This is a genomic window from Algibacter sp. (assembly GCF_029245835.1).
Taxonomy (GTDB): domain Bacteria; phylum Bacteroidota; class Bacteroidia; order Flavobacteriales; family Flavobacteriaceae; genus Algibacter_B.
On sequence record NZ_JAQWOO010000029.1, the window covers coordinates 37,583 to 51,307 of the forward strand.

Below are 13,725 nucleotides of genomic sequence, written 5' to 3' on the forward strand. Positions count from 1 at the left end.
AAACCTGAAAGGTCTTTTTAATTTATCTTGTTATTTCTATAATATCAAATTTCATAGTACCATTAGGCACTTGTATTTCAGCAACATCACCAACTGATTTACCTAATAAGCCTTTTCCTATTGGAGAATTAACCGATATTTTTCCTGAAGCTAAATCTGCTTCCCCATCCGCAACCAAGGTATAATTCATTTCCATACCATTGGTTTGATTTTTTATTTTCACTTTCGATAGCACCAATACTTTAGAATTATCTAACTGAGACTCATCAATAATACGAGCACCAGCTAAAGCGTCTTCTAATTTAGAAATACGCATTTCTAACATCCCTTGGGCTTCTTTAGCAGCATCGTATTCTGCGTTCTCACTTAAATCGCCTTTATCTCTAGCTTCAGCAATAGCTTTTGAGGCCTTTACGCGCTCTACATCTTTAAGTTGTCTTAACTCGTTTCTTAATTTTTTTAATCCCTCAGGTGTGTAGTATGATACTTTACTCATAACTTCATCGTTTTACTTAATAAAAGATGCTGAGAAACTTCAAATAACGCATTGAAGCATTCAGCAAATAAAAAAATCCCGCATACACGAGATTTTAACAAAAGTACAAAATTTTAGTTAAATATGTATTGAAAACATGAATAGACTTTACCTTAAGCCTTATTTAAAATTAAAAACCATTCTAAGAAAATATACAAAATATTTAAATAGGCAATTTGCTTTTTATTGTAAATTGCATTTAAATTATCATAGACTTATGAAAACATTTTTTAGCCTAATATTATTTACTTTTTTACTGTCTTGCAGCGGTAATTCTAACGATGATAGAAACTGTAGATTCTTACTAGATATTGGGGTTAATCGACAAATAGATCTTAATTTATTTCCTTTCACAGAACTTCTTTTTCCTGGTAATTCCGTTTATGTCCCAAACGAAGGAAATGCTGGCATTATAATATCTACAACCACCGGTAAAGATTTCTATGCTTGGGATGCTGCAGATCCTAATCATCAACAAAGTAGTTGCTCAGTTTTGGCTCCTGAGGGGCTTTTTGCAACTTGTGGTTGTGAAGATGCTAATAAATATGAATTGGTTAACGGAACGGCTGTTGGACAAAATGATTTAAGATGTGCTTTAAGAAATTATCGTGTTCAACAAACAGGAAACACCCTTTTAATTTTTAACTAAAAAAGCGCAGTTAATATAATACCAACCACGCTTTTTCTCCTTTAATATTTCTTAAAATTTCAACGTAACACCTACCAAAAAGTTAGTTCTAGCTTGCGGATAATATACATAAAATCCGCCACCATAATCAAAACCATTAGCATTATATTCTTCACCCAAAACGTTATTTAACATCCCATTAATTAAAATGGATTTAAAAATTGCTTTAGGTTTAAATTCATAATTCAAATTAAAATCAACAACACTATAAGCTTCTAAATTCGAGGCTTTATCTCCTATATTATTCATTAACTGCTCTCCAACATATTTTCCTATAAGTGATAATTGCAAGTCTTTAATTGGCGTATAATTTAATGCTGAAGTAGTAATAACATCTGGAGAATAGGCTATATCTGTTTCGCCTAATTTATTACCATCTAAAAACTGTCCTTTATTCAAATTACGATTTCTACTGATTGTTGCATTAGACTGAACGCTAAAATTATCTGTTACTCCAATAACAGCCTCTAACTCAAAACCTGCTCTATAACCTTCTCCTGCATTGGCTCTTATTGGCGCTCCTACATCATCAATAGCGCCTGTTAAAACCAACTGATCATTATAATACATTAAGTAAGCATTTGCATTAAACTTTATGTTTTTACTTGCATATCTATACCCTAATTCAAAATCATTTAATTGCTCAGGATTAACCTCTGCACTGTTTTCAAAATCTGTTCTACTTGGTTCTCTATTTGCTCTTGCATAAGAAGCATACACATTCGTTTGTTCGTTTAAATTGATACTTACTCCAACTTTTGGATTTATAAAATTGTATGTCTCGTCAATTTCAAAAGGGTTACGTTTAGAGTCTATACCTGTGGTTTTATAATCTACATGTCTATACTGAACATCACCATATAGGCTTACTTTTTCATTGAGTTGATACGTTGCTTTAGCAAATCCACTAGCATCTCTTTTTATGCCTTGCCCAAAATAATAACGATAATCTTTAGGAATACTTACAGCATATTGAGCCCAAATTACTTCCCCAAAATGGTCGCCTTCATATAAACTGAAAGAACCTCCAGTGACTAAATCTAAATTTTCATTCTTATAATTTAAGCTTGCATTAGCAACATAGAAGTTGTTATCTAGCCAGCGTCTTCTGGCATAATCCATACTTTCAACAACATTCCCTTCAACAGTAATAGGATTTAAGCCAATAAAAGAACGCTGAGAATCATCAGAGAAAAACACATTAGTATAAAAGTAATCATCTATATATTCCTCATAAAACCCTCTTCCGTTGGTATAATTCAATCCAATGTTTAAAGAAAGTGTATTATCAAATCGTTCATTCCAATGCAATTGATAATGATCTTGCTTATAATTATCTACCTGGTCATCATAAAAGCCTGTAATAATTCCTGCATCATCCATAATGGTTCCTGCAACATTATATGTTCTGTCAGAATCAATGGTAAATACATCAACACCATACCATGCTTGATAAGTAACTTCTTGTCCGCCAAACGCAAGTGCTTTAATTAATCTTTTATCATCTTTATAAGTTCCTTGTAAGAAATACGATTTTAAATCTGAACTTGCTCTATCAATAAACCCATCCGAAGTGATTTTTGATAATCGCCCTGAAAGTTCAATATGGTCATTCAATAATCCAGTGCTAAACTTCACATTGTGTCTAAGCGAATTAAAACTACCATAACTATTAGAAATTGAAGCCGAAGCTTCTTTACTAACAGCATCAGTTAAAATATTCACACTTGCTCCAAAAGCACCAGACCCGTTTGTTGATGTTCCTACACCACGTTGTACTTGAAGATTCTCAATAGATGATGAGAAATCCTGTAAATTTACCCAAAACGTACCTAAGCTCTCAGCATCGTTATAAGGTATTCCGTTTATAGTGATGTTTGTAGACTCACTACTCACCCCTCTAATACGAATACCGGTATAGCCTATTCCAGCTCCCGCATCACTTGTGGTGACTACAGAAGGCAAATAGTTTAATAATACAGGAATATCCTGCCCCAAATTACGCTTTGCAAGTTCTTCCTTAGAAACATTGGAATGTGTAATTGGCGAATCTGCATTTACACGAACAGCATTTACTAAAACTTCATCTAGTTTTTCTGTTTTAGTTGAATCTTGTGATTTTTGATTTTGTTGTGCATTAGCACTGACTGATAACACGAGTAGTGTTAAAAAAAGAAATAAATTTTTCATTACGATTATGTTTATAATCGAATAAAAAGAGGTCATTATTCTTTATTGTTAATAATTAGTTTTTTGTCATTACGATGAATTTTTACGTCGTGGTAATCTCTTCCTTTTTAACAGATTGCCACAGTCATTAAAAAATGACTTCGCAATGACGGTACATTTTATTTCCTAAACAGCATTACCTGTTCTAGGTTCAATGGGTATGATCTCAGCCGATAATAGGCACCCCTTTTTTGAGAACGAGGCAAAGATATGTTAGATTTCTGAATTTCGATTTACGATTTTCGATTTTTTTAGTCGAAATCTGGTTTTTGTCTATTTGCCTTCTTTTCAGAGTGTTTTCGTTTACTTTTAAGTCGTTTTCTAATCACAGACTTTGGGACTTTTGTTGGGCGACGCCTTTTTGGAACTTTTAAAGCATCTTTTATTAAGGCAAAAAAACGTTTTATTATAATGTCTTTGTTTTTATGCTGGCTCCGGCTTTCTCCACATTGTAAAATCAGCAAACCTTCTTTTGTTAATCTGTTTTGAAGTTTTCTGAAAAGACGTTCTTTTTGATCGTAATTAAACAATAGCGTGTCTGACAAATTAAACGTTAATTCAACTTTTGAAGATACTTTATTTACATGTTGCCCACCACTGCCCGAACTTCTTATGGCTTTAAAAGTTAATTCTTTCAGTATGGTTTCCTCATCAAACATAAATACCAATTAGGTTTTAAAATAAACTATATAATTCGTTTCTATCTCGCCCATATTTCAATATAAAATAAAATCGTAACTATGGCTATCCTTTAATTTTCTATTTTATCTGAAAAAGAAATAATTCAAATTATTTATAGCTCATTTTAAAACCTAATTGGTATGGGATACTTGATGCACAGGTTGCAGTAAATCATTTACTGTTTTTACCGGATTAAACGTTTCAAGAGGTACTTCTACAAAAATGGAATTCCAGTACGCCATACTTCCATTCCATAATCCAGGAAGCTCTAAAGCATCTATATCTACTCCATTTTGAGTTTTCGTAGTAATAAAAGCAGCTTCAGAATCCACAAACTTTGTCAAGTCAAATTTTTCGCCTTTATAATTTTTAACGCCACAAACTAAATCTGTAGGATTAAAATGCGTTGCTTTATAAACAATACTTTGTTGATTTTTTTTGCTAAAATTAATCTGAGCAAACTCAACTATTTGTAACGATATATTACCATGCTTATCCTTAACCCAAAACGGACCACCACCAGGTTCCCCTTGGTTTTTAACCATGCCACAAACACGCATAGGTTTATTCAATTTATCTTTTAAATATTTTACTTTTTCCTCAGCAGTAAAATCCTCAAAATCAATAGTAATAGGCACATTTAGCCTGTACCTTAAAAATAAAGCCATTACTTTAAAATCTGTATCAGTTAAATTTCCAGAATCCAATTTGTGCATGTATTTAAACACCTTTTCTTGGGCTTCAATTAGCACACCTGCTAATAATTTCTTGTAATCAGAAACGCCAATATTTCTATTTGACACAACAATATTATCAATGTTTTTAATAAAAATTAAGTCATTATTTAAATGATTTAAATTTTCTAAAAGCGCTCCATGTCCAGCAGGTCTAAATAATATAGATCCATCTTCCTTTCTAAACACCTCATCTTTTTTTGTTAGCGCCACTGTTTCAGTAGCTTCATTTTGATATGAAAAAGACACATTAAATATGGTATTTGTTTGCTTTTCTAGCGCTTCTCTTATGCGACTTAACTCATTTGTAAAATATAATTGATGGTCTTTAGAAACCGTAAAATGGAGGTTTGCTTTTCCGTTAGAAGACGCATATAGTGTGGATTCAAACAAGTGCTCTTCAAAGGCTGTTTTTACTTTTTCTTCATATTTATGAAATGGCAACAAGCCCTTTGGAAGAAAACTATAGTTAAGTCCGTTTTCATCAAGCATCGTTTTTACAAACTGTAAACATTTTTCATCTTCAGATAAAGTATCAAAATCGGGATTCGATTTTTTAATTTTAGACAAAACCTCATCGTAAAACGGAAACTGCTTTAACTCTTCAATAAAAGTAAAAATTAATGCATCATTCTTCCTGTCTGCATACTTTTCAATACTCTCTTTTGAAGACTTGAAATTTTTTAAAAACTGAAACAAAAATTTAAACATTCTAGTTGCAGCGCCTGAAGCTGGAACAAACTTAATTATAGAATATTCATTTTGTTTAGCTTCGTACAAGCCTATAAATTCTTGTGTTTCGGTTTCATCATAACGCTCAATTCCCTTTCCAATAGTCGCAGCAGCAACTAAAGCAGAAAAAGACATACCATCTTTTAATCGTGATACTTGTGCATTTACCTCATCAATTGTAATGCCTTTACTTTTTATTTGTTGAATATCTTTATTTGAAAACATTTATACTTTGATATTTAATAGTTTGTCAATATGTTTCACAGCGGTTTCTAAACGCGTTTTTTTATCTCCTTTTAAAAGTACATAAGTTTTTTTATATTTTTCTAAAGCGCTTTGAAAAGCTTCAAACATGTCTTTTCTATGCTCTGGCTTATCCCGCAAATCATCAGCTTCCCATGGTGTATCAATATAAGTTAAAAAATACAAATCGTACGAATTTCCTAATGCATGTTTTTCAAGAATCGGGTCGCAACTTCCCAAATAATATGCCTCAGCATACACTTTGGTTTCTAACAAATCGGTATCGCAAATTAAAACAGAATCTGTTTTTTTTGCCAATTCGTTTTCAAGTTTTATTTGTCCTTCAGCAATGGGTAACAAATCATGTGGCTCGCATGTTTTACGCTCATCATTCCATTTTTTTTGAAGATATTCACGCGCATATTCTGGTACCCAAACCGAGTTATAATGACGCGCCAATTGACGAGATAGTGTTGTTTTTCCAGTAGATTCTGGACCAAACAAAACTACTTTTACGCAGTTAGCGGGTTGTTGTTTATACTTTTCTTCCATGCAAAATATCCAAAAACGGCAATAAATGTAAATCCTAAATACTGTAAACTAGTAAATGTAAATCCTTTATAAAAATACAAAGGAATAGAAATAAAGTCTCCAATAATCCAGAAAATCCAGTTTTCTAGCTTCCGCCTTGCCATTAACCACATACCTACAAAAAATATAGCTGTAGTTATGGTGTCAATATAAGCTACCCAACTCGTCCATTTATCAAACGCTTGGTAAACTAAGTAAACAAATAGTAAGGTTGCTAAAAAGATGGCTATACTTATTTTTTTTTCGTTGAAAGACATTCTAGAAATTGGAGTAACATGTTCATCATCCACTTTTCTTGTCCATATATACCAACCATAAACACTCATTATAAAATAATAAGCATTAATCATCATATCGCCTAACAATTCCCACTTAAGTAATAAATACACAAAAATAATAGTACTTATCATACCCGTGGGAAACACCAAAACCTTGTTCTGTTTTGAAAACCAAACAGAAAGGAAACCAAAAATTACGGCTACAATTTCTAGAACAATATCTATAGTTTCATATCCAGCATATTGCCCGAAGAAAAACTCAAAAATGAGGTTCATAATCGTGTCTGTCTGATTTTACAATTTTCATATACAAAAGACCTCTTTCAATTAATTCGAAAGCTTCTTTTATTTCGGTAGTAAGTAGATGCATCACATCATCATAATCACCATAAACTTGAGTGCTTAATGGGTTTTCAAGCACTTTTAAGTTTGATGCTCTTAGTTTTTTAATAAAATGAATGATGGCCGGTTCGTAATCGTCATGCAATGGTGTTAAGGTTAATTCTACTGATATTTTCATAAGCTCAAAGCCCTTCTTAATCTCCCCAAAGGAAAGAAACTGTTATGTTAAACTTCATTATTTTTTACCACAAATTAAATTTTTTTTTTCAGTTTTACCCAATTAAATTCGTGCATTAGTGGCTATTTTTTTATCTCTTCAAAAAACATTTCATCTTCTTCAAAGGCTGTCCCAATAACAATCAAATCTGCCCCAGCATGATAGGCATTTTCTAATTGAGCTTTACTTCTAATACCCCCGCCTACGATTAAAGGAATATCCATTTCTTGTTTAACCCTTTTAATAATAGTAGGAGTTAAGGGTTCTTTAGCACCGCTTCCCGCTTCTAAATACATAAGCTTCATTCCTAAAAACTGTCCTGCTTTTGCGGTATCAACTATACTCTGAATATGTTCTCTGTGCATTGGCTTAGTACCTGTAACCATTTGTACAGCTGTTTCCTTACCGCTTTCAATTAAAATATAACCTGTTGAAATGACTTCCAAATTTGTATTTTCCAATTTTGAAACTGCCTCTACATGTTTCCCAATTAAATAGTCTGAGTTTCTCCCCGAAAGTAAAGATAAAAACAACAATCCATTTGCTTTATCGGTTATTTGACTAATATCTCCGGGAAATAAAACAATTGGTAAGGTCGTGTGCTCTTTAATTTCTGAAACTAAACGATCTGTAGCGTCTTCATCAACAATACTTCCTCCAATAAAAATATGCGTGGCGATAGATGCATTCACTTTTTCAATAAAACAAGTCGTATTTTTAATTGAAAATTTATCAGGATCAATTAATACTGCCAATAATTTTTGATTTTTACTAATAGAATCTTGTATGTTTTTATATATCAAATTCATTAAGCAATTGCGTAAGCACATGTAAATCCTTCAAACTCTAAAAAGTGAATATTGTAACGGTATTTTTTCGCTTCATAATCAACCCAAGCGATGGTTTCATTATCGTCTTTTGAAAACGGGATGACTAAACAATGCTGTTTAAAACTCAATCCGGGTGTACAAAAAAGTTTGTAAAGTGATTCTTTAACACACCAAATTGCTGTGAGTGTCTTAATATAATCAGCAGCGTCTTTATTTAAATAATCAAACTCATAATCAATAAATTTGTGCGCTATAACACTAATCTTATCACGTTGTTTTTCAATATCAATCCCAACTATCAAATCACTAACAATAACTGCCGAAAAATTAAACGAATGGGTAATAGAAATCTTTTTACCATCCCTTAAATGCGGTTTTCCGTTTTCATCATAAAACAAATCTGCATCTGTATATCCAAATTCTTGCAATAAATGGCGTACACTTAAAAACCCGCGCTGATGCAATTCACTTTTCATCCCTAAAACACGGTCTAAAGCAACTGGCTTCAAACTAACCTTCTCCATTAAATCCTTATAAGACTCCGCAATCTTCCAGATTTTAACAGTAGTTTGTGAATTTGGAGTAATGGTTTTATATAACGGCATTTAATATTCTAAAAGTTAATAGTTATCTTTGCAACCTCTAAGCAGAAAAGTGTTTTTTCTAGAAGCGAATTTAAGTATTTTAAGTTCTAAACACAATGAAGCTTAGCATTTAAAAACAAAAGAAAAATTACTATGAGTACAAAAACAATTCCTTACGTAGCTAGCAAAGTAAAAGATTTATCTCTTGCTGATTGGGGACGAAAAGAAATAGAGTTAGCTGAAGCTGAAATGCCAGGTCTAATGAGTCTTCGTGAAGAATACAAAAACGAACAACCACTAAAAGGTGCGCGTATTGCTGGATGTTTACACATGACTATCCAAACTGCGGTTTTAATTGAAACTTTACAAGCTCTAGGAGCTGAAGTAACTTGGAGTTCTTGTAACATATTCTCAACGCAAGATCAAGCTGCTGCTGCAATTGCTGCTGCTGGAACTTCTGTTTACGCATGGAAAGACATGACAGAAGAAGAATTTGATTGGTGTATCGAGCAAACCTTATTTTTTGGTGAAGACAGAAAACCACTTAATATGATTCTTGATGATGGTGGCGATCTAACCAACATGGTTTTAGATAAATACCCAGAATTATCTGCAGGAATTAAAGGTTTAAGCGAAGAAACTACAACAGGTGTTCACAGACTTTACGAGCGTGTAAAAAACGGCACATTAACAATGCCTGCCATTAACGTAAATGATTCTGTTACAAAATCTAAATTTGATAATAAATACGGCTGTAAAGAAAGTGCTGTAGATGCTATCCGTCGTGCTACTGATACTATGCTTGCTGGAAAACGCGTAACTGTTTGCGGTTATGGCGATGTTGGTAAAGGTACAGCAGCCTCTTTTAAAGGCGCAGGAAGTATTGTAACCGTTACAGAAATCGACCCTATTTGTGCACTTCAAGCCGCTATGGATGGCTTTGAAGTAAAACGACTAGAAACTGTTATTGCCAATTCAGATATTGTAATTACAACTACAGGAAATAAAGATATCATTCAAAGTCGCCATTTCGAAGCTTTAAAAGACAAAGCCATCGTTTGTAACATTGGTCATTTTGATAACGAAATTGATATGGCTTGGTTAAATAAAAACTACGGACATACCAAAAACACCATCAAACCTCAAGTAGATAAATATACCATCGACGGAAAAGATGTTATTATTCTTGCCGAAGGGCGCTTGGTAAACCTAGGTTGCGCTACAGGCCACCCAAGTTTTGTAATGAGTAACTCATTTACAAACCAGACTTTAGCACAAATCGAACTTTGGACTAATGCAGATGCTTACCAAAATGATGTGTATATGCTCCCAAAAGCATTAGACGAAAAAGTAGCAAAATTACACTTAGCAAAAATTGGTGTAGAGCTTACAGAACTTCGTGATGATCAAGCAAGTTACATTGGTGTAACTGTTGATGGACCATACAAGCCAGAGCATTACAGATATTAAAACGTTATTGCAAGGAGTTAGCGACGTGGCAGTCTCATTGTTTTAACTAGAATTATAAATTAGAATCCCAAATCCCGATAGTTATCTGGATTTGGGATTTTTTTATTTGGGCGTTACCCCGAAAAGGGGTCGGGCTTTCGGCAGTCGCTTTTTTGTGTTGCATAGGTGCAACAACACAAAAAGAGCTTCAACAAATGCCTCAATCCCTAACGTAGTATACACAACTTCTATTTATCAACCATATCCTCTTCAAAATACCACCATAAACTAGATTCTATAGATTGTTGCATTTTATTAATATCAACACCTTCTTTTAAAAATATAGTAATATTTTCACCTACTCGGTTTTGACCAATACTTTCCCTTATTTCAATAGTTTCTATTTCTTTAAAATGCTCTAAGTGCTTTTTAATTCTTCCATCCAAAGATTCATCACTTAAAAAAATCTTAATGGTTGGTTGTGTTGGGGAGTTTCTAATTTCAGATCTAAATGGCAGCATAATCAAATAATTTCAAGTTATACAAATCACAAATTGCGAATGCAATAGCTTAAAGTTAAGAATTTAATTAATACCTTTTTAAAAAAATTTCATCAATGACAAAAAATCGTATTGAAATACTGAACCAACTCTTATCTCAAATAGAGAAGAACATACCCAATAAAGGGCTTAAAGATGATACCGTTTCAAAGTCTACTATTGGTTGGCAATTAGATCATGCTTTAAAGGTTTTTAATGCCGTTAGCGAGTGGACTAAAAACTCAAATCCAAACGATTATAAATTTAAATTTAGCATTTGGCGCAGTGTTTTATTTCCAATAGGCTATTTCCCTAGAGGCAAAGTAAAAGCACCTAAATATGTATTGCCTCCAGAAATTATTGAAACTGAAGATTTAAAAAGTCAATTACAATCCGCAAGAGCACATATTAAAAAACTAGAAACACTTCCTGAAAAATCTTATTTCAAACATTTTATATTTGGGATGCTAACCAAAAAACAAACGCTTCGTTTTTTAGAAATGCACACCAATCATCATTTAAAAATCATCCATGATATTTTAAATAAAAAATAAGCACACTAAAGAAACTTCAAAATTGTTAATTCTTTATTCAGAATTAACAATAATGTATTTATATTTCTTTTAATTTTAATGCATGAAAAGTCCCCAAGCACATCAAATTAAAAAATCAAAAAAAAACTACAGGGTTGTACGCCCTATACAAACTGGATTTTCTAGTCCTGCAACACACTACACTGAGCCTAGAATAGATCTTAATGATGTACTGATTGAAAACGCATCTTCAAGTTTTTATGTAAGAGTGATTGATGATTCTTTTTCAGATTTCAACATCTTTAAAAACGATGTGCTTATTATCGACAAGGCTTTAACACCAAAAAAAAACCAGTTAGTTATTGTTATTCAAGACGAAGCGTTTAAAATTGTTAGAATAGAACATGGTAGCACAACCAAATTGCAAATCTGGGGCGTTATCACTTACATTATTAAATCTGTTTTATAACTATGATTGCCCTTGTAGATTGTAATAGTTTTTACGCCTCTTGTGAGCAGGTTTTTAGGCCTGATTTACAAAATAAACCTGTTGTAGTTTTAAGTAATAACGATGGCTGTATTATTGCTGCAAATAAAGAAGCTAAAGCATTAACAGACATTCCTATGTTTCAGCCCATATTTAAAATTAAAAAAGTACTAGATGATAATAACGTGGTATGTTTTTCATCTAACTATACGCTCTATAGTGATATGTCTCGTAGAGTTATGGATACTCTAAAAAAGTTTTCTCCATTAATAGAAGAGTATAGCATTGATGAAAGTTTTATAGACCTATCCTATTACAAGAATGAGGAGTTAGAGGATATCGCTCATAAAATAAAAGACACCATATACAAAAATACAGGAATTCCTGTTGGCGTTGGCGTTGCAAAAACAAAGTCGCTTGCAAAAATGGCCAACAAGTTTGCAAAAAAAATCCCTGAAAACAATAATGTTTATGTTATCAATTCGGAAGAAAAACGAAAGCATTTATTAGTAAGTTCTAAAATTAAAGACATTTGGGGTATTGGCAGAAAACATACGGTTCGCATAGAAAATAAAGGTAAAAAAACAGCGTGGGATTTTGCTAATATGGAAGTCGCCTGGGTGAGAAAAGAACTAACTGTTATAGGCGAACGCCTTTGGCGAGAACTTAATAATTTACCTTGTTTAGACATGGTTAGGCTACCTAATGCAAAAAAAGGGATTGGTACAGCCAAATCTTTTGGATGTAAATTATCTGATTATGGATTAATTGAAGAAGCTTGCAGTTATTATGTGGCTGAAGTTGCCGATTTATTAAGGCAACAAAAAAGTGCAGCAAACCAAATAGAGGTGTTTTTAGCCACTAATTACTATAGTGATTACGACAAACAATATCACAATAAAATTATTATTACATTAGATAGCCCGACAAATAGCACCATTAAATTAACCCAGCAAGCTTTAATGGGTTTGAAAAAAATCTATAAAGCTGGGTATCGGTACAAAAAAGTTGGTGTGAATTTATTTAATCTGGTTCCAGAAGACCAAATTCAATTGAGTTTATTTACAGCACCTTCTAAGATTGAAAATAAAAAATTAACCAAAACTATAGACACTTTAAATAGCAAGTTTGGTAAAAACAAAGTAAAACTTGCCACCGTTGGTAATCGAGAAAAACAATGGGCATTAGTTAAAGAACATCGTAGCCCTAGGTTTACCACACAATGGAAGGAGCTTCTTACTATAGGCAAAGATTAAATATTATGATCTAATACGGATTTTCAATATCCTTCCTAAAAAGTTGTTACTGAGTACTAAATTTGCAATAGCGATTGTAGCGGCATCCTTTGTGAGAAGCTTTAATGTTATATATATTCTAACAAACTAAAACTTCCTAAATAATGAGATCCCGAAACAAGTTCGGGACTGCTTCGCAGAAAGATATAGCGTAAAGCGCGGTGCTTTAGCAATTGCCAAAAAAATTCAAGGGATCAAGACTATTTTATAACGCTATTTCAGGACGAGGCATTACATAAATTTAAAACCCCTCTCTGTAAACAGAAAGGGGTTTTAAAAATTTCAAGAAAGTAATTTCTTAAGCCTCAAAAGGCTCAATAGAAACATAAGATTTGTTGTCTCTTTTCTTGGTGAACTTTACCAATCCATCCACTTGAGCGTGAAGGGTGTGGTCTTTTCCAAGGTAAACATTTTCACCTGGGTTGTGAGCCGTCCCACGTTGACGGATAATGATATTACCTGCACGTGCTGCTTGACCACCAAAAATTTTAACTCCCAAACGTTTCGAGTGTGACTCTCTACCGTTTTTTGAACTACCTACTCCTTTTTTATGTGCCATGATACAATGGTTTTGGATTTATTTATTTAGATAAAGCTGCTATTAAATCTGCTTTTTTCATCGCAGAAATACCTTCAACACCTTTTTTCTTAGCTTCTGCTTTTAATTGGGCTACAGTCATTTTGCTGTAATCTGTTGCTTCTACTTTCGGTGCTGCTTTCTTTGCAGCGGGTTTAGCG

At 32.9% G+C, this 13,725-nt stretch carries 17 protein-coding genes; 5 read left to right on the forward strand and 12 right to left on the reverse strand.

The window, feature by feature from the left end; translation table 11 throughout:
- Nucleotides 1-22 precede the first annotated feature (22 nt).
- Nucleotides 23-496 (reverse strand): transcription elongation factor GreA, encoded by a 474-nt coding sequence (greA, locus tag P8K68_RS04565; RefSeq protein ID WP_300248476.1) that lies wholly within the window; start codon nt 494-496, stop codon nt 23-25.
- 256 nt (nt 497-752) lie between these two features.
- On the opposite strand from greA, the gene P8K68_RS04570 reads away from it, so the two are divergent.
- Nucleotides 753-1,184 (forward strand): hypothetical protein, encoded by a 432-nt coding sequence (locus P8K68_RS04570; protein WP_300248477.1) that lies wholly within the window; start codon nt 753-755, stop codon nt 1,182-1,184.
- Between the two features lie 51 nt (nt 1,185-1,235).
- On the opposite strand, the gene P8K68_RS04575 is transcribed toward P8K68_RS04570, so the two are convergent.
- From P8K68_RS04575 to P8K68_RS04610, 8 genes are all read right to left on the reverse strand, one after another.
- Complete coding sequence (locus P8K68_RS04575) at nt 1,236-3,413, reverse strand: TonB-dependent receptor (RefSeq protein ID WP_300248478.1); 2,178 nt, start codon at nt 3,411-3,413, stop codon at nt 1,236-1,238.
- 290 nt (nt 3,414-3,703) lie between these two features.
- Entirely contained in the window at nt 3,704-4,111 is a 408-nt protein-coding gene (arfB, locus tag P8K68_RS04580) for an alternative ribosome rescue aminoacyl-tRNA hydrolase ArfB (RefSeq protein WP_300248479.1), read from the reverse strand.
- A 153-nt stretch (nt 4,112-4,264) separates the two neighbouring features.
- Nucleotides 4,265-5,824, reverse strand: a complete 1,560-nt coding sequence (locus P8K68_RS04585; protein ID WP_300248480.1) for a DUF4301 family protein — start codon at nt 5,822-5,824, stop codon at nt 4,265-4,267.
- Nucleotides 5,825-6,394, reverse strand: coding sequence for an ATP-binding protein (locus P8K68_RS04590; RefSeq protein ID WP_300248481.1), 570 nt, complete (start codon nt 6,392-6,394; stop codon nt 5,825-5,827).
- On the reverse strand, nt 6,355-6,987 hold the full coding sequence (gene pnuC / locus P8K68_RS04595; protein WP_300248482.1) for a nicotinamide riboside transporter PnuC: 633 nt from the start codon (nt 6,985-6,987) through the stop codon (nt 6,355-6,357). The genes P8K68_RS04590 and pnuC overlap by 40 nt, the downstream gene beginning before the upstream one ends.
- The gene (locus P8K68_RS04600; protein ID WP_300248483.1) at nt 6,971-7,231 is read right to left on the reverse strand and encodes a thiamine-binding protein; all 261 of its coding nucleotides are present in this window, start codon (nt 7,229-7,231) and stop codon (nt 6,971-6,973) included. The genes pnuC and P8K68_RS04600 overlap by 17 nt, the downstream gene beginning before the upstream one ends.
- 122 nt (nt 7,232-7,353) lie before the next feature.
- Nucleotides 7,354-8,079 carry a geranylgeranylglyceryl/heptaprenylglyceryl phosphate synthase gene (locus P8K68_RS04605; RefSeq protein WP_300248484.1) on the reverse strand — a complete coding sequence of 242 codons (726 nt, stop codon included), beginning with the start codon at nt 8,077-8,079 and terminating at the stop codon, nt 7,354-7,356.
- Nucleotides 8,079-8,705: a 4'-phosphopantetheinyl transferase family protein gene (locus P8K68_RS04610; protein WP_300248485.1), complete on the reverse strand. Its 627-nt coding sequence runs from the start codon at nt 8,703-8,705 to the stop codon at nt 8,079-8,081. Before P8K68_RS04610 ends, P8K68_RS04605 begins: the two co-directional genes overlap by 1 nt.
- A 132-nt stretch (nt 8,706-8,837) precedes the next feature.
- On the opposite strand from P8K68_RS04610, the gene ahcY reads away from it, so the two are divergent.
- On the forward strand, nt 8,838-10,154 hold the full coding sequence (gene ahcY, locus P8K68_RS04615) for an adenosylhomocysteinase (RefSeq protein ID WP_300248486.1): 1,317 nt from the start codon (nt 8,838-8,840) through the stop codon (nt 10,152-10,154).
- Between the two features lie 227 nt (nt 10,155-10,381).
- Here ahcY and P8K68_RS04620 read toward each other — a convergent pair whose 3' ends face one another.
- Nucleotides 10,382-10,654 carry a hypothetical protein gene (locus tag P8K68_RS04620; protein WP_300248487.1) on the reverse strand — a complete coding sequence of 91 codons (273 nt, stop codon included), beginning with the start codon at nt 10,652-10,654 and terminating at the stop codon, nt 10,382-10,384.
- A 95-nt stretch (nt 10,655-10,749) separates the two neighbouring features.
- On the opposite strand from P8K68_RS04620, the gene P8K68_RS04625 reads away from it, so the two are divergent.
- The 3 genes from P8K68_RS04625 to P8K68_RS04635 all read left to right on the forward strand — a co-directional run bounded on the left by P8K68_RS04625 (nt 10,750) and on the right by P8K68_RS04635 (nt 12,948).
- Complete coding sequence (locus tag P8K68_RS04625) at nt 10,750-11,226, forward strand: DUF1569 domain-containing protein (RefSeq protein ID WP_300248488.1); 477 nt, start codon at nt 10,750-10,752, stop codon at nt 11,224-11,226.
- Nucleotides 11,227-11,308: 82 nt separating this feature from the next.
- Nucleotides 11,309-11,674, forward strand: coding sequence for a S24 family peptidase (locus tag P8K68_RS04630; protein WP_300248489.1), 366 nt, complete (start codon nt 11,309-11,311; stop codon nt 11,672-11,674).
- 2 nt (nt 11,675-11,676) lie between these two features.
- Nucleotides 11,677-12,948 (forward strand): Y-family DNA polymerase, encoded by a 1,272-nt coding sequence (locus tag P8K68_RS04635; protein ID WP_300248490.1) that lies wholly within the window; start codon nt 11,677-11,679, stop codon nt 12,946-12,948.
- Between the two features lie 337 nt (nt 12,949-13,285).
- On the opposite strand, the gene rpmA is transcribed toward P8K68_RS04635, so the two are convergent.
- Nucleotides 13,286-13,546: a 50S ribosomal protein L27 gene (gene rpmA / locus P8K68_RS04640; protein WP_300248491.1), complete on the reverse strand. Its 261-nt coding sequence runs from the start codon at nt 13,544-13,546 to the stop codon at nt 13,286-13,288.
- A gap of 22 nt (nt 13,547-13,568) precedes the next feature.
- On the reverse strand, nt 13,569-13,725 hold a 157-nt coding region (locus P8K68_RS04645; protein ID WP_300248492.1), incomplete at its 5' end, for a Rho termination factor N-terminal domain-containing protein.